This is a genomic window from Streptomyces glaucus (genome assembly GCF_039533365.1).
GTDB classification, from domain to species: domain Bacteria; phylum Actinomycetota; class Actinomycetes; order Streptomycetales; family Streptomycetaceae; genus Streptomyces; species Streptomyces glaucus.
In genome coordinates this window covers 62,922-86,058 of record NZ_BAAATK010000008.1, presented here as the reverse complement: position 1 = coordinate 86,058, position 23,137 = coordinate 62,922, and the positions used below count along the sequence as shown (strand labels likewise).

12 protein-coding genes are annotated in these 23,137 nt (G+C 75.7%); 9 read left to right on the top strand and 3 right to left on the bottom strand.

Translation table 11 applies throughout. The features are described 5' to 3' along the window. Positions 1-36: 36 nt before the first annotated feature. From ABD363_RS08520 to ABD363_RS08495, 6 genes are all read left to right on the top strand, one after another. Positions 37-822 (top strand): glutamate racemase, encoded by a 786-nt coding sequence (locus ABD363_RS08520; RefSeq protein ID WP_344601281.1) that lies wholly within the window; start codon positions 37-39, stop codon positions 820-822. A 90-nt stretch (positions 823-912) separates the two neighbouring features. Then, a complete protein-coding gene (locus tag ABD363_RS08515; protein ID WP_344601279.1) occupies positions 913-1,458 on the top strand; it encodes a hypothetical protein in 546 nt (181 codons plus the stop codon). Positions 1,459-1,561: 103 nt separating this feature from the next. Further along, entirely contained in the window at positions 1,562-3,172 is a 1,611-nt protein-coding gene (gene lnt / locus ABD363_RS08510) for an apolipoprotein N-acyltransferase (protein WP_344601277.1), read from the top strand. Between the two features lie 68 nt (positions 3,173-3,240). Next, positions 3,241-3,720 carry an NUDIX hydrolase gene (locus ABD363_RS08505; protein WP_344601275.1) on the top strand — a complete coding sequence of 160 codons (480 nt, stop codon included), beginning with the start codon at positions 3,241-3,243 and terminating at the stop codon, positions 3,718-3,720. Between the two features lie 54 nt (positions 3,721-3,774). Beyond that, the gene (locus ABD363_RS08500; protein WP_344601273.1) at positions 3,775-4,575 is read left to right on the top strand and encodes a 3-hydroxybutyrate dehydrogenase; all 801 of its coding nucleotides are present in this window, start codon (positions 3,775-3,777) and stop codon (positions 4,573-4,575) included. A 73-nt stretch (positions 4,576-4,648) separates the two neighbouring features. Beyond that, positions 4,649-6,595: a helix-turn-helix domain-containing protein gene (locus ABD363_RS08495; protein ID WP_344601271.1), complete on the top strand. Its 1,947-nt coding sequence runs from the start codon at positions 4,649-4,651 to the stop codon at positions 6,593-6,595. A gap of 59 nt (positions 6,596-6,654) precedes the next feature. Here the strand turns inward: ABD363_RS08495 and ABD363_RS08490 are convergent, their stop codons facing one another. The 3 genes from ABD363_RS08490 to ABD363_RS08480 all read right to left on the bottom strand — a co-directional run bounded on the left by ABD363_RS08490 (position 6,655) and on the right by ABD363_RS08480 (position 12,595). Continuing rightward, the gene (locus ABD363_RS08490) at positions 6,655-8,028 is read right to left on the bottom strand and encodes an MFS transporter (protein WP_344601269.1); all 1,374 of its coding nucleotides are present in this window, start codon (positions 8,026-8,028) and stop codon (positions 6,655-6,657) included. Positions 8,029-8,374: 346 nt separating this feature from the next. Then, a complete protein-coding gene (locus tag ABD363_RS08485; protein WP_344601267.1) occupies positions 8,375-9,670 on the bottom strand; it encodes a glycosyltransferase in 1,296 nt (431 codons plus the stop codon). Positions 9,671-9,781: 111 nt separating this feature from the next. After that, positions 9,782-12,595, bottom strand: coding sequence for a SpoIIE family protein phosphatase (locus ABD363_RS08480; RefSeq protein ID WP_344601265.1), 2,814 nt, complete (start codon positions 12,593-12,595; stop codon positions 9,782-9,784). Positions 12,596-13,183: 588 nt separating this feature from the next. Here ABD363_RS08480 and ABD363_RS08475 point away from each other — a divergent pair. The 3 genes from ABD363_RS08475 to ABD363_RS08465 all read left to right on the top strand — a co-directional run bounded on the left by ABD363_RS08475 (position 13,184) and on the right by ABD363_RS08465 (position 23,134). Next, positions 13,184-14,056, top strand: coding sequence for a short-chain dehydrogenase/reductase (locus ABD363_RS08475; RefSeq protein ID WP_344601264.1), 873 nt, complete (start codon positions 13,184-13,186; stop codon positions 14,054-14,056). A gap of 304 nt (positions 14,057-14,360) precedes the next feature. Next, positions 14,361-21,764, top strand: coding sequence for an SDR family NAD(P)-dependent oxidoreductase (locus tag ABD363_RS08470; protein WP_344601262.1), 7,404 nt, complete (start codon positions 14,361-14,363; stop codon positions 21,762-21,764). Next, positions 21,761-23,134, top strand: coding sequence for a hypothetical protein (locus ABD363_RS08465; protein ID WP_344601260.1), 1,374 nt, complete (start codon positions 21,761-21,763; stop codon positions 23,132-23,134). Before ABD363_RS08470 ends, ABD363_RS08465 begins: the two co-directional genes overlap by 4 nt. Positions 23,135-23,137: the final 3 nt, after the last annotated feature.

Genomic DNA, 23,137 nt, shown 5'->3' with positions numbered 1-23,137 from the left:
AGCGGCCCGAGAGGCCCCATCGTCTATCGTGGCCGGGTGAAGATCGCGCTCATGGACTCCGGAATCGGTCTGCTGGCGGCCACGGCCGCGGTACGGCGTCTCCGCCCCGACGCCGATCTCGTCCTCTCCCTCGACCCCGACGGCATGCCCTGGGGGCCGAGGACCCCCGAGGACCTCACCGAGCGCGCCCTCGCCGTCGCCGAGGCGGCCGCGGCGCACCGGCCCGACGCCCTGATCGTCGGCTGCAACACCGCGACCGTGCACGCCCTGACCGCGCTGCGGGCCCGCCTGGAACCCGGCCTGCCGGTCGTCGGCACGGTCCCGGCGATCAAGCCCGCCGCGGCCGGCGGCGGCCCCGTCGCGATCTGGGCCACCCCCGCCACCACCGGCAGCCCGTACCAGCGCGACCTGATCCGGGACTTCGCCGCCGGCGTGACCGTCACCGAGGTGCCCTGCTGGGGGCTGGCCGAGGCCGTGGAGCACGCGGACGAGGCGGCCGTCGCCGAGGCCGTCGCCGCGGCCGCCGCCCTGACCCCCGACGACGTCACGACCGTCGTCCTCGGCTGCACCCACTACGAGCTGGTCGCCGAACGCATCCGGGCCGCCGTCCAGCGCCCCGGCCGCCCGCCCCTGGTGCTGCACGGCTCCGCGGGCGCGGTCGCCGCCCAGGCGCTGCGCCGCATCGGCGCGCAGCCCGCCCCCGACGCCGGCGCCGCGGGCACGCTCACGGTGCTGCTGAGCGGCCGGGAGGGCGCGCTGCCCGCGGCCGCCCTGGCCTACGCGGAAGGCCGGCTCCTGGGGGAGACCGCCGCGACCCGGTGAGCGGCGGACCGCCCCGGCCGCCGCACCCCGGACGTGATCACTCCGCGTGACGATGCGCCGACGCGGTGAAAGCTGAGTAACCTCGTAAGCATGAGGCACCGCCGTCACGGCCCGCACGCCCCGGACCCCGAGGTCTGGACCGGACGGGCCACCAACCGGATCCAGTGGCTGCCGGCGCTCGCCGGGGCCGGCTGCATGGCGCTGGGCATAGAGCTGGCCGTCGACCCCGCGTGGACCTCCGGCGCGGCCCCGCTCGTCATGGCCGTCGTCGGCTGCATCGCGGCCGGGCTGCTGGTCCTCTTCGGCACCCTGGCGTTCGTGCACGTCGCCCTGCGGGTGGACAGGGAGTGCCTCGAGGTGCGCTGCGGCCACATCGGCGTGCCGCGCCGCCGCATCCCGCTGTCCCAGGTCGCCGGCGCCGAGTTCGTCCCGCACGTCACCCCGCGCCACTGGGGCGGCTGGGGCTACCGCTGGCGGCCCGAGAGGGGCACCGCGGTCGTCGTCCGGCGCGGCGAGGGCGTCGCCCTCCAGCTGTGGGACGGCCACACCTTCACCATCACCGTGGACGACGCGGAGGCGGCCGTGCGCGTGATCCGGGACCGGCTGCGGCCGCGGACGCCCGGCCCCGCCCGCTGAGGCCGCCGCGCGGCCGTACGTCCGTCATGCCCGCGCCGGCGGGCGGCGCGGGCCCCGCGGACCGCGTTGTCCGCGGTGAGACCGCCCGCCGTAGACTCCCGGAGTGACCGTCACCGCAACCTCCGCCGGCGAGTCGGACCGGCTGCAGCCGCGGGTCGTGCCCACCGCGCGCGGCGCGCGGCTCCTGCGCCTCGTCCCCGCCGTCGCCGCCGCGCTCTCCGGAGCGCTGCTCTACCTCAGCTTCCCGCCGCGCACCCTGTGGTGGCTCGCCCTGCCGGCCTTCGCGGTCCTCGGCCGGGTGCTGCGCGGCCGCGGCTGGAAGGCGGGCCTCGGCCTCGGCTACCTCTTCGGCCTCGGCTTCCTGCTGCCGCTGCTGGTGTGGACCGGAGTGGAGGTCGGCCCGGGGCCGTGGCTCGCGCTGGTGGCGATCGAGGCGCTCTTCGTCGCGCTGGCCGGCGCGGGCATCGCCGCGGTGTCGAAGCTGCCTGCCTGGCCGGTGTGGGCGGCCGGGATGTGGATCGCCGGTGAGGCGGCACGCGCACGCGTGCCCTTCCACGGCTTCCCCTGGGGCAAGATCGCGTTCGGCCAGGCGGACGGCGTCTTCCTGCCGCTCGCCGCGGTGGGCGGCACCCCGGTGCTCGGCTTCGCCGTCGTCCTGTGCGGCTTCGGCCTGTACGAGTGCGTGCGCCTCGCCGTCGGGGCCCGGCGCACCCGGGCCGTACGGCGGGGCGCGGCGGCCCTCGCCCTGTGCGCCGCGGCCGTGCCGGTGGCGGGGGCCGTGGCGGCCCGGCCGCTGGTCGGCGACCGGGCGGAGGACGGTTCCGTGACCGTCGCCGTCGTCCAGGGCAACGTGCCCCGCGCGGGCCTCGACTTCAACGCCCAGCGCCGCGCGGTGCTCGACCACCACGCGCGCGAGACGCAACGCCTGGCCGCCGAGGTCAGGGCCGGCAGGGTCGCCCGGCCCGACTTCGTGCTCTGGCCGGAGAACTCCTCCGACATCGACCCGTTCGCCAACGCCGACGCGCGCGCCGTCATCGACGCGGCGGCCAAGGCGATCGGTGTGCCGATCTCGGTCGGCGCCGTCGTCGAGCGCGACGGCAGGCTGCTCAACGAGCAGATCCTGTGGGACCCGGCCGAGGGCCCCGTCGACACCTACGACAAGCGGCAGATCCAGCCCTTCGGGGAGTACCTGCCGCTGCGCCCGCTCATCGGGGCGATCAACGACACGTGGACGTCGATGGTCCGCCAGGACTTCAGCCGGGGCACCGAACCGGGCGTGTTCACCATGGCCGGCGCCCGGGTCGGGCTGGTCACCTGCTACGAGGCCGCCTTCGACTGGGCCGTGCGCTCCGAGGTCACCGACGGCGCGCAGCTGATCTCGGTGCCGAGCAACAACGCCACCTTCGACCGCAGCGAGATGACCTACCAGCAGCTCGCCATGTCCCGCGTCCGCGCCGTCGAGCACAGCCGGACCGTCACCGTGCCGGTGACCAGCGGGGTCAGCGCGATCATCCTGCCGGACGGCACGATCACCCGGCGGACCGGCATGTTCGTGGCGGACTCCCTGGTCCAGGAGGTGCCGCTGCGCTCCTCGAGGACACCCGCCACGCAGCTGGGCGTCCTGCCCGAGACCGCCCTGGTGCTGCTCGCCGCGGGCGGGCTCGGCCTGGCCGTCGCCGCCGGGATGCGCGGGCGACGCGCCGGTGACGCGTAGCCGTACGCCCGCCGCACGTCCCCCGAAGTCGCCGGAGGCCGCGCGGACCGCCCGTTAGGGTCGGGGCCATGGCCACTCCTGACTTCATCCGCGCACTGCGCGCCTCCGCCGGACACCAGCTGCTGTGGCTCCCCGGAGTCACCGCCCTCGTCTTCGACGAGGCGGGCAGAGTACTGCTGCACCGGCGGTCCGACACCCGCAGGTGGTCGGTGATCGGCGGCATCCCGGAACCGGGGGAGCAGCCCGCCGCCTGCGCCGTGCGCGAGGTGTACGAGGAGACCGCGGTGCGCTGCGCCGCCGAGCGGATCGTCCTCGTCCAGGCCCTGGACCCGATCACCTACGACAACGGCGACGTCTGCCAGTACATGGACATCACCGTCCGCTGCCGGGCGGTCGGCGGCGAGGCGCGGGTCAACGACGACGAGTCGCTGGAGGTGGGCTGGTTCGCGGTGGACGCCCTGCCGGAGCTGAACGAGCCCGGGCTCTTCCGGATCAAGCAGGCCCTGACCGACGCACCCGCATGGTTCGACCCCACTGGATCCTGCTGAACTGTGGGGCCCGACCACATGGGGCGGGGCGCGGTCGCCGCCTAGGGTCGGACCATGACCTCGCCCAGCGTCCCCCCGGCCCCCCACGCTGCCCCGCTCGACCTCGGCGGCCGCACCGCCCTCGTCACCGGCGCCGCCGGAGGCATCGGCCGCGCCTGCGCGCTGCGGCTGGCGGCCGCCGGGGCCGAGGTCAGAGCCGTCGACCGGGACACGGCCGGCCTCGACGCGCTCGCCGCGCACTCCGCGGGCCTGGCGGGCGCCGTCGAACCGCACGTGCTGGACCTCACCGACCTGGACGCCGCCGAGCTCGCCGCCGCGGGCACCGACATCCTGGTCAACAACGCCGGGCTGCAGCTGGTGCGGCCCATCGAGGAGTTCCCGCCGGACGTCTTCCACACGGTGCTCACCGTGATGCTGGAGGCGCCGTTCCGGCTCATCCGCAGCGCCCTGCCGCACATGTACGGGCAGGGCTGGGGCCGCATCGTGAACATCTCCTCCGTGCACGGCCTGCGCGCCTCGGCCTACAAGGCGGCGTACGTGGCCGCCAAGCACGGCCTGGAAGGACTGTCCAAGACCGCCGCCCTCGAAGGCGCCCCGCACGGGGTCACCTCCAACTGCGTGAACCCCGCCTACGTGCGCACCCCGCTCGTGGAGCGGCAGCTCGCCGACCAGGCCCGGGCGCACGGCATCTCCGAGGAGCGCGTCCTGACGGAGGTGCTGCTGCGGGACAGCGCCGTCAAACGGCTCATCGAGCCGGCCGAGGTCGCCGAGGCCGTGGCGTACCTGTGCAGCCCGCAGGCGTCCTTCGTCACCGGCGCCTCCCTGGTCCTGGACGGCGGCTGGACCGCGCACTGAACGAGCCCGCGATGGTCCGCCGAGTCGTCCACAAGGCTGACGCAGCGGTGCGCTCGTGAGCGATCCTGTGGACATGTCCCGCGATCACGTCCAGTCCGCCCGGCGCCCGGCCGCCGGCGCCCCGGCGCCCGCCGGCAGCGCCGAGACGCCGTTCCTGGAGCTGCTCGCCCGCGGCGCGTCCGCCGACGCCTACGAGCAGCCGGTGCTGCTCGCCCGGGCCGAGGGCCGGCCGGCCGAGCGGATCGCCGCGCTCGAGGACGCCAAGCTGCTGGCGCTGCGGGTGCGCGCGGAACTGGAGGGACGGCGCCGGCGCGAGGCGGAGCTGTCCGCGCTCTTCGAGACCGCCCACGACCTGGCCGGACTGCGCGACCTGGACGCCGTACTGCGGGCGATCGTGCAGCGCGCCCGGTCTCTGCTCGGCACGGACGTGGCCTACCTCAGCCTGAACGACCCGGCCAGGGGCGACACCTACATGCGGGTCACCGAGGGCTCGGTCGCGGCCCGCTTCCAGCAGCTCCGGCTCGGCATGGGCGAGGGGCTCGGCGGCCTGGTCGCGCAGACCGCCCGCCCCTACGTCACCGAGGACTACTTCCAGGACGACCGCTTCCGGCACACCCGCACCATCGACGCGGGCGTGCGCGACGAGGGGCTCGTGGCCATCCTCGGGGTGCCGCTGATGCTGGGGCACCACGTCATCGGGGTGCTGTTCGCCGCCGACCGGCGGGCCCGGGTCTTCGAGCGGGAGCAGATCGCCCTGCTCGGCTCGTTCGCCGCGCTCGCGGCGGCCGCCATCGACACCGCCAACCTGCTGGCCGAGACCCGCTCGGCCCTCGCCGGCCTGGAACGGGCCAACGAGATCATCCGTGACCGCAGCGCGGTCATCGAGCGGGCCTCCGACGTGCACGACCGGCTCGCCGAACTCGTCCTGCGCGGCGGCGGGGTGCACGACGTGGCCGCCGCCGTCTCCCAGGTCCTCGACGGCACCGTCGAGTTCGCCGAGGCCACCGCCGCACCGGCCCGGGCCCTGGAGGCGTCCCGCGCCGAAGGGCACGCGGTGCGCCACGGGGACGACTGGATCGCCGCCGTCGCCGCCGGCGGCGAGCTCCTCGGCGCGCTCGTGCTGTGCGGCCACCCGGGACTCGACCCCGTCGACCAGCGCACCCTGGAACGCGCCGCCATGGTCACCTCGCTGCTGCTGCTCGCCCGGCGCTCGGCCGCCGAGGCCGAACAGCGCGTCCGCGGCGAACTGCTGGACGACCTCCTCGACGCCCGCGACCGCGACCCGCGCCTGCTGCGCGACCGCGCCGCGCGGCTGCACGCCGATCTCGACGCCACCCACGTCGTGCTCGCCGCCCGCCTGGACGGGACCGCCGCCGACGCCGGCCAGGAGGCGGACACCCGCAGACGCCTGGGGGCCGCCGCCGCCCACCTCGCGGCGACCCGGCAGGGCCTGTCCGCCGCCCGCGACGGCGGCACCGTCCTGCTGCTGCCCCTCGACCCCGGCGACACCGCCACCGCCGTGGCCCGCCGCACCGCCCGCCAGCTGGGCACGGCCGTCCACGAACCGGTCACCGTCGGCGCCTCCGCCCCCGTCGAGGACCTCGCCGCCCGGCCCGACACCGTGGCCGCCGCGTACGCGGAGGCCCGGCGCTGCCTCGACGTCCTGCCGCTGCTGGGCCGGTCCGGGGACGGCGCCGCCGCCGAGGACTTCGGCTTCCTCGGCCTGCTGCTGGCCGGCGACCGGGACATCACCGGCTTCGTCGACCGCACCGTCGGCCCGGTCGCCGCCTACGACGAACGCCGCGGCACCGAGCTGCTGCGCACCCTGGAGGCCTACTTCGCCTGCGGCATGAGCCCCGCCCGCACCAAGGACGCGCTGCACGTCCACGTCAACACGGTCGCCCAGCGCCTGGAACGCGTGGGCCGCCTCCTCGGCGCCGACTGGCAGCACCCCGCCCGCGCCCTGGAGATACAGCTCGCCCTGCGCCTGCACCGGCTGGCCGCCCCCGCACGGCACTGACCCCGCCGCGCCACGCGCGCACGGGGGCCGGGCGGCGCGCAGGATCAGGGCGAGCGGGATCAGACGGTGCGCGCGTCCGCGGCCCGGGCGGCCCCCGGCTCTCCGGCGGCGGAGGGGCCGACCGCGGCGAGGTCCCGGTGACGGGTCTCCCGGCCCGCCGCCACGGCGATCACCGTCACGACGGCCGCGGCGATCACGTACAGCGCGATCGGGGTGGAGCTGCCGTGGTCGGCCAGCAGCGCGGTGGCGATCAGCGGGGCGGGGGCGCCGGCCGCGACCGAGGCGAACTGGGCGCCGATGGAGGCCCCGGAGTAGCGCATCCGCGTCGCGAACATCTCGGAGAAGAAGGCGGCCTGGGGCGCGTACATCGCCCCGTGCAGCACCAGGCCCACGGTCACGGCGACGAGCAGGCCGCCGAAGCTCCCGGAGTCGACGAGCCCGAAGAACGGGAACATCCACAGCCCGACGCCGACCGCGCCCAGCAGGTACACCGGACGCCGGCCGATCCGGTCCGAGAGCGCGCCCCACGCCGGGATGACCGCGAAGTGCACCGCCGAGCCGATCAGCACCGCGTTGAGCGCGGTCTGCTCGGAGACGCCGGCCGACGCGGTGGCGTAGACGAGGATGAACGCCGTGATGACGTAGTAGCTGATGTTCTCCGCCATGCGCGCGCCCATGGCGACCAGCACGTCGCGCCAGTGGTGGCGCAGCACGGACACCAGCGGCGTCCGCTCGGCACCCGCCGTGCGCGCCTCGGCCTGCGCCAGCGCCTGCCGGAAGACGGGCGACTCGTCGACGGACAGCCGGATCCACAGACCGACGGCCACCAGCACACCGGAGAGCAGGAACGGGATCCGCCAGCCCCAGCTGCCGAAGGCGGCGTCCGACAGGACGGCGGTCAGCAGCGACAGCACGCCGGTCGCCAGCAACTGCCCCGCCGGCGCGCCGGTCTGCGGCCACGACGCCCAGAACCCGCGCCGCCGCGCGTCCCCGTGCTCGGACACCAGCAGGACGGCCCCGCCCCATTCGCCGCCGAGCGCGAAACCCTGCACCAGCCGCAGCACGGTCAGCAGCACGGGCGCGGCGGTCCCGATGGCCGCGTGCGTGGGCAGCAGCCCGATCGCGAAGGTCGCGCCGCCCATCAGCAGCAGACTGAGCACCAGCAGCTTCTTGCGGCCGAGCCGGTCGCCGTAGTGCCCGAACACCAGCGCGCCGAGCGGCCGGGCGGCGAAGCCGACGGCGTACGTCAGGAACGACAGGAGCGTGCCGACGAGCGGGTCGGACTCGGGAAAGAACAGCCTGTTGAAGACCAGCGCGGCGGCGGAGCCGTAGAGGAAGAAGTCGTACCACTCGATGGTGGTGCCGATGAGGGACGCGGCGACGATGCGCTTGAGGTTGCCGGGGGGCGGGGGAGCGGTTGCCGGGGAGACCATGTGCGCCACTTCCTCGTGTGCGGTGGGGACGGGTACGTGTCGGCACACCGTAGGAACACGCAGGTCAGGCTCACATGTGGCGGGGCACCACAGTTCGGGGACCGGGTATGCGCGCGGCCACCATGCCGGCTCGGGGAAGGGCGCTTCAGGGACCCGAGCGAGGCCGGGACGCGCGCTGCTCGGGAGGTGTGGCCGGGGAGGGGGCGCGGTCGGTCCGTCCGGGAGGACGGCCTCGGGTCCCTGGGCGAGGGCGCGGGCGGCCGGGGGACGCCGCCCGCCGGTGCGCGGTGCGCGGGGCGTGAGCGGCCGGGGTGTGGGGCCCGGGGCGCGCGGGGGCCGGTGGGGGTCAGCCCGTGGCGGCCCGCTCGATCAGATCCGCGGCCTCGTGCAGCCCGTTGCGGGCCCGGATCGTCTCGCCGACCTCGGTGAGAGCGCGCCGCAGGGCCGTGTCGCCGAGCAGGCGGTCGATCGCGCCGTGGAGCTGGGCGTCGGTGAAGCGGTACGGGTCCAGCCGGACGCCGTAGCCCAGTTCGGCCATGCGCTGGGCGTTGTCGTGCTGGTCCCAGAACAGCGGCAGCAGGATCATGGGCTTGCCGAAGTGGAGGGCCTCGGTGGTCGTGTTGTTGCCGCCGTGCGTGATGACGAGGTCGACGAGCGGGAGGATCCGGGGCTGCGGCAGGAACTCCTCGCCCCACATGTTCGGCGGCAGCTCGATCTCCTCGTGCAGCGGGCCCTTGGAGACGATGTAGCGGTGCGGGGTGCGGGCGAGCGAGGCGATGACCCTGCGCATGAGGTCCAGGTCGGCCGAGCCGAGCGAGCCGAGGCTGAAGTAGATCAGCGCGCCGCCGCCGGCCGGGCCGGGCGGCGGCGCGAACCTCTCCCGCGTCTCGCGGACCGAGGAGTCCAGCCGGTGCCAGGCGGGGCCCAGCGGACGGGCGTCCGTGTAGTCGGCCGCCTCGGGATAGACGTACAGGTTCAGGTCGCCCTCGTGGATGAACTCCAGGTCGGGCAGCGGGCGCGCGCCCTGCTCGGTCACCCAGGCGTTGAAGTCGCTCCACAGGCTCCGGTGAGTGCGGTCGTACGCGGCGCGGAACTCCTCCCACCCGCTCCGGTCCCCGGTCGGGTACCCGGAGAACGGCGGCGGGACGTGCTCGCCTTTCATCTCCAGCGGGTTGCACGAAACGATCCGCACGAAAGGGACGCCCGCCGTGGTCAATGCCGGGAAGCACACGACGTTGTCCTCGACGATCACATCCGGCCGGACCTGGTCGATGATCTCCTTCAGCCGCGGTTCGCAGTACCGGGCGCCGGAGATTAGCTCCTCCCACACCGGCTTGATCCAGGTGTCCAGCTGCTCGATGGTCGGCTTCCGGAACTCGGGCGCGGTGTCGCGGACGAAGTCCTTCCAGAACTGGCCCGCGTCCTGGGGCTGTGCGGGCGGCGGGGCCAGGTCGACCAGTTCCTCCTCGAAGCCGAGCGGTGCGAGACGGCCCTTCCAGGACGTCTCCGCGGCGAACACCACCCGGTGCCCCCGGCGGCGCAGGACGTCCCCGATCCCCACGCAGTTGTTCGTCGGCCCGTACGCGCTCTCCGGCGCGAAGAGGACGGTCAGGGGCCGTAACGCTCTTTCCGCGGGTGACAAGTCCGACTCCTTTACCGGTGAAAGCGGTTCCGAAGTCTCGCACCGGGCCCGGACGCCGGGCAAGACCGCCGGAACCGCCGTCCGGTTTCGGCCGCGGTGCCGGCCGGCGGGTCAGCCGGGGTCGTCGAACATGGCCAGCAGCGCCTGCTCGTCCGTCTCCGGCGCCGGCTGCTCCGGCTGCGGGATCTGCTCGGCCCACACGGTTTTGCCCTGCGGCATGTAGCGGGCGCCCCAGCTCTTGGTGAACTGCGCCACGAGGAACAGGCCGCGTCCGCCCTCCTCGGTCGTGGCCGCCCGCCGGATGCGCGGGGAGGTGTTGCTGCGGTCGGAGACCTCGCAGATCAGCGAGTCGTCGCGCAGCAGCCGCAGGCCCACCGGCCCCGGACCGCCGTACCGCACGGCGTTGGTGACCAGCTCGCTGACCACCAGCCCGGTGTTGAAGTCCAGCTCCGGCATGCCCCAGGCGGCGAGCTGGGCACGGGTGAGCGCCCGGGCCCGCGCCACGGCCGAGGGCTCGGACGGAAGCTCCCAGGACGCCACCTGCTGCTCGGGCAGCGCGTGCACCCGGGCCAGCAGCAGGGCCACGTCGTCGTACGGGCCGCCGGGCGGGAAGGTGTCCGCGACCCGGTCGCAGATGTCCTCCAGCGCCGGGCCGGCGAGGTTCAGCAGGGCCAGCAGCTGCCCGGTGCGCGCGTCGGTGTCCCCGTAGCCGCGGCTCTCCTTGAGCAGGCCGTCGGTGTACATCGTCAGCAGGCTGCCCGCGGGCAGGCCGACGGTGGCGGACTCGTACGGCTGGATCCCGCCGAGCCCGAGCGGTGGACCGGCGGGGAGGTCGAGCAGCTCTGCCGTCCCGTCGGGCGTCAGCAGGGCGGGCGGCGGGTGACCGGCCCGTGCGGCCGTGCAGCTGCAGGACACCGGGTCGTAGATCGCGTACAGGCAGGTCGCCCCGGTCGCGGGGTCCTGTTCGCCGGCCGGTTCGTCGGGGGTGCGGCTGACCAGGTCGTCCAGATGGGCCAGCACCTCCTCGGGCAGCAGGTCCAGCCCGGCCAGCGTCCGCACCGCCGTACGCAGCCGGCCCATGGTCGCCGCCGCCTGCAGACCGTTCCCGGGCACGTCCCCGACGACCAGCGCCACGCGCATCCCGGACAGCGGGATCGCGTCGAACCAGTCCCCGCCCACGCCCGCCCTGGCGTCCGCGGGCAGATAGCGGGAGGCCAGCTCGACGGTGCTCAGCCGGGGCAGGACGTGCGGCAGCAGGCTGCGTTGCAGGGTGAGGGAGGCGTGGCGCTCCCGGCGGTAGCGGCGGGCGTTGTCCACGCTGATCGCGGCACGGGCCGCCAGCTCGCCCGCCAGCGTCAGGTCGTCCTCCTCGTACGGCCTCGTCCTGCCGCGGCGGTAGAACCCCGCCAGGCCCAGGACGGAGCCCTGCGCGGACAGCGGAGCGCCCAGGTAGGAGTGCTCGCCCTCGCCGAGCAGGTCGACGGGGTGCACCCGGTCGGCCAGGGCGGCGGTCACCACCGAGTCCGTGCCCGGCTGCCCGGTCTCCAGGCACCGGGCCTGGGGCGTGCCGGCGGGGTAGCCGACCGGCTCGTCCACGCCGCCGGCCGCGGTGTCGCGGAAGTCCCGGCCCGGCCAGGCGGCCACCCGGCGCAGCGCCGCGCCGGGGCGCAGCCGTCCGGGCCGCGGCTCCTCGCCCGCGAGGACGCTCTCCACCAGGTCGACGACGACCAGGTCGGCGAAGCACGGCACGGCGATCTCCGCCAGTTCCTCGGCGGTACGCCGCATGTCCAAGGTGGTGCCGAGCCGGACGCCCGCCTCGTTCAGCAGGGACAGCCGCCCGCGCGCCTCGGCGGCGAGCCGGCCGACGCCGGGCTCGCCCACGAGCAGCAGCCACGCGTCGGCCGGTCCGGCGGCGTGCGCTCCCCCCGGTGCGCCGGGGGCGTCCGCCCCCGCCGTCCCGGCGGGACGGTGCAGGAGCGGCACACGGCGGCCGTCGGGGGCGGTCGCGGTGGCCGGGCCCGGTGCGCCCGTGCCGCGGGTGTCTTCGAAGCTGACCTCGACCGCCGCGCCCTCGGCGTCGCCGTGGTGCAGCTCCCGGCGGCGCAGCACCGCCGTGCGACTGCCCGCGAGGGGCACCTCGGCGAATGTCTCGTCCGCCGAGGAGATCAGCTCGACGGCACGCTCCAGCAGGATCAGCCGCTCCTGCGCGGCCAGCCGGGGCGCCGGTCCGCCGAGCCGGGACAGCTTCCCCGAGCCGAGCTCCAGCTCGGCGTGCCCGCCGCGTTCCCTGGCCCGGCGGAAGGAGCGCATGAGCTCGAGCTCGCGGGCCGTGCTCAGCTCCAGCAGGCGCTCCTCGATGCGTTCGGTGGCCTGCTGCAGGACCAGCGCCATGCCGGGCTCGGCCAGCTCCCGGGGCACGGAGAGGTTGACCGCGCCCCGCACGGCGCCGCCCACCGGGTCGCGCACCGGCGCGGCCATGCAGGTCAGCTCCTTGAGGTCGTGCAGGAAGTGTTCGTGGCCGACGACCACGAACGGCGCCCTGGTGCTCAGCACCATGCTGACGCTGCTGGTCCCCATGAACCGCTCGTCGACGTTGGCGCCCGGCACCAGGGAAGCGGCGTCCATCAGCTCCAGCCCCACCGGGTCGCCCCACCGGTCCACGATGTTCGCCCGCGAGTCGGCCAGCGCCACGGTCACCGGTATGCCCGAGAAGCGTTCGCACAGGCGGTCCAGCACCGGCGCGGCGGCCCTGATCAGCCGGGAGTCGGGATCCAGGTCGCGGTCGATCGGCAGGGCCGCCCGCTCGCGGTCGATGCCGAGGGACTGCGAGCGCCGCCAGGAAGCGAGGATCTCCGGACGTACCGCGGTGACCGGCAGCGCCCGCTCGCCGTGATCGTTGCCCGAAGACGTTGGATACGACCCCACAGAGCCAGGATAATCGGACAAATGGGATGCCCGCTTCGGTGGGAGCGCCCGGCCGCGCGTGTTCCGGAGCGGACGGGGACGAAGGGGCCGGGCCCGGCTCCGGGGACGCGCCCGTCGAACGGGGCGCGAGGCCGCGGGCGGCGCCGGCCGGCGGCTCCGCGGGACGGCGGGCAAAGCGCGCGCGTGTCCGCCGGCCCTCGGCCGGATCCGGCAGGGGCGGCCGACGTGCGCCCGGCTGTGCTGCCTTGTGCCCCCCTGTGCCCCCGATTCATCCCATCGGGGCCGAAGGGGCCGATCGCCGCACGACGGCCGGTTCCTCCCTTCGACGATGGGACGGTGACCGGCGCGGAGCGGCCGCCACCTCGGTGCTCCCCGGGTCACGCGGGCCGCAGTCCAGGCGAAGCGACGAAAAGGGCAGGGGGGCGGCATGCGTCCGACTCCGCACGAGGAACAGCACCCGCTGGTTCGCGGGGCGGCGGGCGCCGCACGGCGGCGGCGAGGGCACGGGGCGCTGCCGGACCGTCCCGGGGCCACGGCGCCGACGGCCTCCGGCGCGGACCGCCGGCTGCGCGGATGAGGACGTCGCCCGTGCCTCGTCACCCACTCGCCGGCAGGACCGTGCTCGTCACCGGCGCCGCCGGCGGCATCGGCGCGGCCTGTGCGAGGGCGCTGCGGGCCCGGGGCGCGAACCTGGCGCTGGCCGGCCGCACTGCTTCCTCGGTCGCGGCGCTCGCGCGCGAACTGGGCGGAGAGGGAACGCTGTCCCTGGGCGTGGACGTGACGGACCGGGCGGCGCTGGACGACGCGGTGGCCCGTACGGTGGACCGCTTCGGAAGGCTCGACGTCGTGTTCGCCAACGCGGGGATCGCCCCGGCGCGCCCCGCCACCATCGCCACCGTCGACCCGGCGGTGTTCGAGCGCGTGATCGAGGTGAACCTCCTGGGCGCCTGGCGTACCGTGCGGGCGGCGTTGCCCCAGATCATCGCCCACCGCGGTCATGTGCTGGTCAACGCGTCCGTCTACGCCTACGTCAACGGCGCGGTGAACTCCGCCTACGCGGCCTCCAAAGCCGCGGTCGAGCAGCTCGCCCGTGCTCTGCGCGTGGAGCTGAGCCCCCACGGGGCCACCGCCGGCGTCCTCTACCCGGGGTGGGTGCGGACCGGGATGGCCCGCCCGGCCTTCGGCGGGGACGACCTGGCCACCAGGATGCGCGAGGCCTGCTTTCCCGGTTCCTTCGCCGCGGCGATTCCCGCGGAAGCCGTCGCGCGACGCGTGGTGACGGGGATCGAGCGGCGTACCGCGAGCATCACGGTGCCCCGTCGCTGGCAGCCGGTCGGAATCCTGCGCGGCGTGGTCAACCCCCTCTGCGACCGCCTCCTGATCCGCAACCCCGGATTCCGGCCGCTGCTGCGAGCGCTCGAGGACGGGCTGTCCGGGGCCGCTCCCGCGGACGACGCATGAGGCCCCCCGCGGCCGGGCGAGGGCGTGCTGGAGATCACCATGCCGCTGCTCGCCGCCGCCCCGGCGTCCGTCCCCTGCGGGGACTACGAGGTCCTCCTCGTCCTCCGCACGGCGGAGGAGTGGCGGCGCACCCGCCGGAACACCGCCTCCCTCGTGTTCGGCGCCGAGCACACCGGCCGGCACGCCCCACGCGCAAGCGGCGGTGCGGACCGGTCGAGCGCACGGGTTCCCGATGGGCCGGCCGGCCGCCGGACACACCCGGCGGCCCCCTTCCGACCTTCCGACCTTCACCGTGAGGAGTTCCATGGCCGAGCTGGCTCAAGCCGTCGCCGTGATCGGCACCGCCTGCCGACTACCGGGCGGCATCAGTGACCTGGACGGACTCTGGACCGCCCTGGTCAAGGGGGACGACCTGATCGGGGAGGCCCCGCCGGACCGGTTCGACGCGGCGGACTTCCTGGACGGCGGCCGGCGCCGGCCCGGACGGTCCTACACCGTGGCCGGCGGCTTCCTGCCGGACATCCAGGGCTTCGACTGCGAGTACTTCCGCGGCATCTCCCCGCGAGAAGCACAGCACATGGACCCGCAGCAGAGGATGCTGCTGGAGCTGGCGGTCGAGGCGCTGGACGACGCCGGTGTGGACCCGGCCGACTGCGCGGGCACCGACGGCGCGGTCTTCGTCGGCTGCTCCAGCCACGACTTCGGCCGTCTCGCGCAGGCCCGGCCCGCCCGGGGCGACGTCCACTCGATGACGGGCATCGCCCTGGCCAACACCGCCAACCGCATCTCGCACCTGCTGGACTGGCACGGGGAGAGCTTCGCGCTCGACACCGCCTGCTCCTCGGCCCTGACCGCGGTCCACCGGGCCTACGAGCACCTGTGCGCCGGCCGCACCCGCATGGCCCTCGCGGGCGGCATCAACATCCTGCTGGACCCCCGCGTGTTCGCCGGTTTCTCCGCCGCGTCCATGCTGTCGCCCACCGGCCGGTGCCGGGCCTTCTCGGCGGACGCGGACGGCTACGTCCGCTCCGAGGGCGGCGGCCTGCTGCTGCTCAAACGGCTGCCCGACGCCCTGGCCGACGGCGACCGCGTCCACGCGGTCATCCTCGGCAGCGGCGCCAACAACGACGGCCGCACCCCCGGCATCGCCCTGCCGAACGGGCAGGCGCAGCAGAGCCTCCTGACGGCCGCCTACGCCGCGGCGTCGGTGCACCCGGACCGCCTCGTCTACATGGAGGCCCACGGGACCGGCACCGCGATCGGCGACCCCGTCGAGTGCGAGGCCATCGGCCGCGCACTCGGGACCCGGCGCACCGTCGGGCCCCTGCCCATCGGCTCGGTGAAGACCAACCTGGGCCACCTGGAACCGGCCTCCGGGGTGCCCGGCCTGCTGAAGGCCATCCTGGTGCTGCGGCACGGCCTGGTGCCGCCCACCCTGCACGCCGAGCCGCTGAACCCGCGCATCGGCTTCCACGAGCTCAACCTCGCCCCCACCGTCCGGCCGCACCGCGTCGAGGTGTCCCCCGACGCGGTCGTCGGTGTCAACTCGTTCGGCTTCGGCGGCGCCAACGCGCATGTGCTGCTGGGCCCCGCCCCGTCCGGCCCCGGCCCCGGCCCCGGCCCGCGGGCGGCGGCCGGGGGCCCGCTGCCCGTCATGGTCACCGCCCGGGGCCCAAGCGCCCTCGCCGAGGCGTGCGGCCGGCTGGCCGAGCGCCTGGAGGAAGCCGACCCGGGCGCCTTCTACGGCATCGCCCACACCACGACGCGCCGCCGGGCCCGGCACGACCACCGCACCGTGGTGCTGGCCGAGACCGCGCAGGAGGCGGCGTCCGCCCTGACGGCGGCCGCCCGCGGCGAACGCCCGGCGCCGGGTTCGGCCACGGCCAGGACGGTGGCGCACGGCCGGGTGGCGTTCGCCTTCACCGGGAACGGATCGCAGTGGCCCGGCATGGGCGCCGAGCTGCTGCGCGCCGACCCCGTCTTCCGGCAGGCCGTGGAGAGGGCCGCGGGCGTCCTCGACGACCTGCTGGGATGGTCGGTGGTCGACGCGCTCGCGGCGGGCGACGCGCAGCGGCTGAAGTCCACCGGAACGGCCCAGCCGCTGCTGTTCGCCTATCAGCTCGGTGTCGTCGAGGTGCTCCGCGCGCACGGAGTGCGGCCCCAGGCCGTCGTCGGTCACAGCGTCGGGGAGATCGCCGCGGCCTGCGTGGCCGGAGCGCTCGACCTGGCGTCCGCCGCCCGCGTGGTCGCCGCGCGAAGCCGGGCCCAGGAGACCACGGCCGGCACGGGGCGCATGGCGGCCGTCGGACTGGGCGAGGAGGAGCTGGCGGCCGAACTCGCCCCCTACGGCGGCCGGCTCGAACTGGCCGGCGTCAACAGCAGGACCGACACCACGGTCGCCGGGCCGGGCGCCGACGTGGCGCTCCTCAGCCGGCACGTGCAGGAGCGCGGGGTGTTCGCGCGCGAACTGGATCTCGACTACGCCTTTCACAGCGCCGCGATGGACCCGATCAGGGAGGCGCTGCTCACCGGCCTGGCCGGCCTGACGTCCGCGAAACCCACGCTGCCGTTCGCCTCCACGGTGACCGGCAGCGTCCTGGAGGCCGGCCCGCTGGACGCCGAGTACTGGTGGCGCAACGTCCGCGAGCCGGTGCGGTTCGCGCCGGCCGTCGAGGCGCTGGCCGCCCAGGGCTTCGACGTCTTCGTCGAGATCGGCCCGCACTCCGTCCTCGGCCCCTACCTGCGCCGGCTGACCCGGGGCGGCTCCCCGCCCGCCGCGGTGGTGAAGACCGGCTCCCGCCGGGCCGACGGCCCGGCGGCCCTCAGGGGAACCGTCGCCCACCTGCTGGCCGCCGGGGCCGCGGTCGACACCGACGGGCACTTCCCCCGGCCGGTCCCGCCGGTGGAACTGCCCGCCTACCCGTGGCAGCGGGAGCGGTACTGGGAGGCCGAGCCCGGCTGGTGGTCCGGCATCGCCGGCGACGGCGTGTCCCTGCACCCGCTGCTCGGCCAGCGCGCCGTCACGGCCGGACCCGCCTGGCACGGCGTGCTGAGCACGGTGCGCAGCCCGTGGCTGTCCGAGCACCGGGTCGGCCGGACCACCGTGCTGCCGGCCACCGGACACCTCGAGATCGCGCTCGCCGCAGGCCGTCACCTCCTCGACACGACCGTGCTGGAAGTCACCGACCTCTCTCTCACCAGCGCCTGCGTCCTGCCCGGCGAGGACAGCACCGACGACCTGCTGCTCCAGACGGGCCTGGAACCGCGGACCGGGACCGTGACCATCGCCGGCCGCACCGGACCGGACGCGCCCTGGCAGCACCACGCGCAAGGACGGGTACGCCGCCTGCTGCGGCCGGCGCCCGCCCCCCTCGACCTGGCCGCGCTGCGCGACCGGCTCCACCCCGACCCCGTGCCCGCCGCCGCGCACTATCGGGGCTTGGCCGCCGGCGGCATCACGCACGGTCCAGCCTTCCAGGTCCTCACCGAGTTCCGGCTCGGCGAGGGGGAACTGCTCGCCTCCTACCGCACCGACCAGAGCACGGACGGCTACCTCGCCCACCCGGTGGTGACCGACGGCGCCCTCCAGGCCGGAGCCCCGCTCCTGGCCGGGGCGGCGGGGGAGGCGCTCTTCCTGCCCGTCCAGCTGGCGGCCGTGCGCCTGTGGCACCCGCCGGCCCCCGAGGGCCACCTGCACCTGCGGCTGGTCGGGGCGACCGGCCGGGAAGCCGTCTGGGACGTGTCGCTGACGGACCGGGACGGCCGGGTCTGCATGGAGCTGGAAGGCTGCCGGCTGCGTCGGTTCGACCAGCACGGCGGCACCCCCGCCGCACTGCAGGAACTCGTGCTCCGGGCGGCGCCACGGGGCGCCGCCGCCCCGGTGCGGCTGCCCGCTCCCGCCGAGCTGATGGCACGGACGGCCCCCGCCCGGGCGCGCCTGCGCGACCGCGTCGACGACCGCTACGAGCAGGTGACGGCCCGCACCGGCCAGATCGCGGCGCTGTTCGCCCGGCGCGCCGTCGAGACGCTCCTGCCGGGCAGGACCGACTTCGGGCTCGACGACCTGTGCGAAGCCGGCGCGCTGCCGAAGTACCGGCCCTACCTCCGCCGGCTGGCCACGACCATGTGCGCGTTCGGCCTCGCCGAACGGACCGCTCACGACCGCTGGCGGCTGACCGGAGGGACGACCGCAGCGGACCCGCTGGACCGGATCCGCCCCCTTCTCGCCGACCTGCCCGACGCGCTGACCCTGACCCTGCCGGGGCTGCGCTGCGGGCTGCGCCTCACCCGCCTGCTGCGCGGAGCGGACGATCCCCGCGAGGTCCTCTTCGGCGAGGCCGACCAGCACTTCCTCACCCAGCTCTACGGCACCGCGCCCCACCTGCGCCTGCACAACGCCTACGCCGGGAAGCTGCTGGGCGCGATGGCCGAGCAGTGGCCCGCCGACCGGCCGCTGCGCGTCCTGGAAGTGGGCGCCGGGACCGGCGGCATGACCGGCGCGCTGCTGCCCGTCCTGCCTCCCGAGCGCACCCGCTACCTGTTCACCGACCGCTCGGCCGGCTTCCTGGCGAAGGCGAAGGCCCGGTTCGCCGCGTACGACTTCGTCGAGTACGCCACCTTCGATCTCGACCACGACTCCGCCGGGCAGGGCATGCACGCGAACCAGTTCGACGTGGTGGTCGCCGCCAACGCGCTGCACACCGCCAAGGACCTGGGCGCCGCCGTCGACCGGCTCGCCGTGCTGCTCGCCGACCGGGGCGTGCTGCTGGCGCTGGAGAGCCACGACAGCGACTGGGTGTCCACCTTCTTCGGCGTGCTGGACGACTACTGGGACTACACGGACACCGACCTGCGGCAGGACTCCCCCCTGCTGACCCGCGAGCAGTGGAAGGCGCTGCTCGGCGCGCACGGATTCGACGCCGTGGCCTGCACCGGGGAGGCGCCGGACGTGGAGCGCGCGAGCGACTCGGTGATCCTCGCCCGGCGCGCGACCGCACCCGCGTCCCCCTGCCCGCCGCCCGCCACGCCGCCGCCGGCCGGCCGGTGGCTGGTGGCGGCGGACGGCCCCGACGCGCTCTCCGGCCGGCTCGCCGAGGCGCTCGGCACCCGGTCCCTGCCGCTCGACGGGCCGGACTGGGCCGCGACCGTGCCGTCCGGGCCGGACCACCGTGTGCGCGCGGTCCTGCTGCTGGATCCCGCGGACCAGGCCGGACCGGCCGGCTCCGCCGCCCCGGCGCCCGACCCGGCCGCCGCGATCACCCGTGCCGCCTGCCGCGTCCGGGACGTGGTGGCCGCCCTCGGCACCTGCCGGGAGGCCTCGCTGTGGCTGGTCCTGCCCCCGACCGGTCTCTTCCCGGCCCCGGAGCGCCCCCGGGCGCCCGAGGCCGCCGCCCTCTGGGCGCTCGGCCGCACCGTCGCCGGCGAGCACCCCGCGATCGAGGTGCGGATGATCTCGCTGGAGCGTTCGGGGGACACCGGCCGGGACGCGGCGCGGCTGCTCGCCGAGCTGGACGACCCCGGGGCCGAACGGGAGATCGTCCTGACCGGCGGCGGCCGCTTCGTCCCCCGGCTCACCACGGCCGCGCCGCCGGTTTGCCGGCGGGCCGACGGATACCGGCTGAGCCTGCGCGACCCCGGCATGGCCCACCGCCTGGTCTGGGAACCGTACGACGTCCCCGTTCCCTCGGCCGGCGAGGTGCTGGTCGCCGTACGGGCCGCCGCCCTGAACTACCGCGACGTGATGCTCGCCACCGGGCTGATCCCGGACGACCGGCCGGTACCCGGTCTCCGGGGCCCCGCCCTCGGGCTGGAGGGCGCCGGCGAAGTGGTCGCCGTCGGAGCGGGAGTGACCGGCCTCGCCCCCGGGGACCGCGTCTTCGGCAGCGGGGCCGGCTGGTTCGCCTCGCACGTCGTCGTCCGGGCCGAGCAGCTGGGCCGGGTCCCGGAGCGGATGTCCTTCGCCGAGGCGGCCACCCTGCCCGCCGTCTTCCTCACCGTCCAGTACGGGCTGGAGCGGCTGGCCCGCCTGCGCGCCGGAGAGCGGGTGCTGGTCCACGGGGCGGCCGGCGGAGTGGGCCTGGCCGCCCTGCAGTACGCGTGGTCCGCGGGCGCCGAGGTCATCGCGACCGCGGGAGCCCCGGCCAAGCGCGACCTGCTGCGGATGCTCGGTGTCCGGCACGTCCTGAACTCGCGGGACCTGCGCTTCGCCGAGGACGTCCGCGAGCTGACCGACGGCCGCGGCGTCGACGTGGTGCTGAACTCGCTCGCGGGCGAGGCCATCGCGCGCGGCCTGGAGTGCCTGAGCCCCGGCGGCCGGTTCGTCGAACTCGGCAAACGCGACCTCTACGCCAACACCCCCCTCCTGCTGGGCCCCTTCCGGCGCAACATCGCCTACTTCGGCGTCGACGTGGCGGCCCTGCCGGAGCAGCTGCCGCAGGTCGCGGCCGAGGAGTTCGCCGAACTGTGCCGCCGGGTCGCCGACGGCCGCTACCGGCCGCTGCCCCACCAGGTCCACCCCGCCGACGCGGTGCCCGAGGCGTTCCGCTCCCTGCGCCACTCCCACCACCTGGGCAAGATCGTCATCGAACTGGGCGAGCCGGTCCCGGTGGAACAGCCGGTGTCGCCGGCCGCCCCGGACGCCACCGGCAGCTACCTGGTCACCGGGGGCCTGAGCGGACTCGGGGCGGCGCTGGCGGAGCACCTGGTGCGACGGGGGGCCCGGCACCTCGTCCTGGTCGGCCGGCGCGGCGCGGACTCCCCCGAGGCGCCGGCGCTGCTGAAGCGGCTCGCGGCGGCCGGGGCGCGGGTGACGGCGCTCGCCGCGGACGTGGCGGACCGCGAGGCGATGCGGCAGGCGATCGCCGACGCGGACGGCGCGGGACATCCGGTGCGGGGCGTCCTGCACGCGGCGATGGTCCTCGACGACGCCCCGCTCGCCCAGCTGACGGCCGAACGCTTCGACGCCGTCCTGCACCCCAAGGTGCGCGGGGCCGCCGTCCTGTCCGACCTCACCCTCGACCGCGAGCTGGACTTCTTCCACGTGTGCTCCTCCGTGGCCGCCCTCGGCGGCAACAAGCTCCAGAGCGCCTACGTCGCCGCCAACGCCTACCTGGAGGCCCTGGTCCGGCGACGGCGCGCCCAGGGCCTGCCCGGGTCCGCCCAGGCCCTGGGCGGCGTCGCCGAGACCGGCTTCGTCGTCCGGACCGGCTTCGAACAGACGCTGCACCGCATGGGGTTCGGCTCGGTCACGCCGGCGGAGATCTGGCAGGCGTTCGAGAGGCAGCTCGGGCACGGGCCCCACGTGGGGGTGTTCGGCCGGGTGGACTGGGAGAGGATGGGACAGCTGCTCGCCGGGCTGAACCGGCCGGCCTTCGCCGCGTGCCGGCAAGCCGCCGGCCGCGCGGGGGTCAGCCGCGCCGAGGCGCTGCGCTCCAGGCTCGCCGCGCTCTCCGGCGACGAGGCGGTCGAGGCGGTCTCCGCGGAGCTGGCGGCGCTGGTGGCCGAGGTCGCGCAGACCACCCCCGAGCGGGTCGACCGCACCTGCAAGCTGGACCAGCTGGGACTCGACTCGCTCATGGTCGTCGAACTCTCCGTCGCCGTGGACCGCGCGCTGGGATGCAACATCCCCGCGCTGGAACTGATGGCGGCGAGCTGCCTCGACGACCTGGCGCGCCGTGTCCTGCCGCTGGTCGCCGGAGGCGCCCGATGACCGGGCCGCAGGACCGCCCGGCGGTGCGGCTCGACGAACTGCCGTGGTGGCGGCCGCTGGTGGTGCAGGTCGCCGGGCGGCCCCACCCGGACGACACCGCGCTGGGCGTCTTCGTCCGCCAGCTCACCGCGGCCTTCGAGGAACAGGGACACGCCGTCGTGGAATCGTCGCACGGCGACGTCGACCTGCTGCTGATCGTCACGCACATCCCCGCCGGCCCGCGGCCCCTGCCCGACCGGGTTCCCGAGCAGAGCCCACCGCTGAGCGCCCGGACCTGCGGCGAACTCGGGCTGCGCGTGGGCTCGCGCCGGACGGTGGTGATCGCCCAGGTTCCCGAACGCCTCGCCGGCCTGCGGCACACCGAGGCGGTCGGGATCGGGCGGACCGTCATGGCGCGGACCGCGGCCCCCCGCGCGGTCCTGGTCAGCCGCGACGGGCGGGAAGCCACCTTGTTCACCCTGGAAGGAGGCCATCCCACCGAGACCGGACAGCCGGCCGACCGGATCCGCGACCGGCTGGTCACCGCCGCCTGCGCCCGGGACGTCGGCGACCGCTACGACGTGGTCCGCGACGCCCTGCCCGCCACCGCCTGGGCCGCCTCCGAGGCACCGGGACACCTGGCGGCGGCCGGGCGGCGGATGGGCCGGCTCGGCCTGCTCCCCGAACCGGTCCGCATCGACCGCTACGTCTCGGCCGGCCTCGCCTCGCTGTACCGCGAGTACCTCGGCTGGAAGCGCCTCAGCGAGGGCATGCTGTTCCTCTACGACCCCGGCCTCGACGCCGTCGTGGTCACCGCCTCCGGCAGCTGGGACGTCGACAAGCGGGACCTGCGCGAGGACGAGGTGACCGTGCTCCACCCCCGCAGCCGCGGCGACCGCCTGCGGGTCCTCGCCCCGGAGGGCCTCGTCCCCAAGGGGCCCTCGGTGGAGGCATGGGAGGTGTGCGCCCTGCTCTCCTCCGTGCCCACGGTCCGTCTGGGCCGGTCGGCGAGCGGGCACTGGGTCGTGGACCCCGACGGCGAACGCACCGCCCCGCTCATCCGCGGCGGCGTGCACGCCCACGTGGGGGTCGACCGGGCCGACGCCGCGGTCATCGAGTCGGTACCGCCCAACCGGGAGCTGTACCCGTACGGCTTCGGCTGCGGGACGGACCTGATGGCCGACGTGGCGGCCGACACCGTCGCCCGGTCGCGCGCCGTCAACGACGCCGCGGACCCCCGGCTGTACGTCCGCTGGCCGATGCTCTACCACGGCGAGATGGCGGTGGAACTGTGGAAGCCCGGCCTGCCCGAACGCCCGCTGCAAGGACTGCTGGACGCCTACGCCCACGCCGTCCGCTACACCCCCGATCACGTCGACCAGCCGCTGTGACAC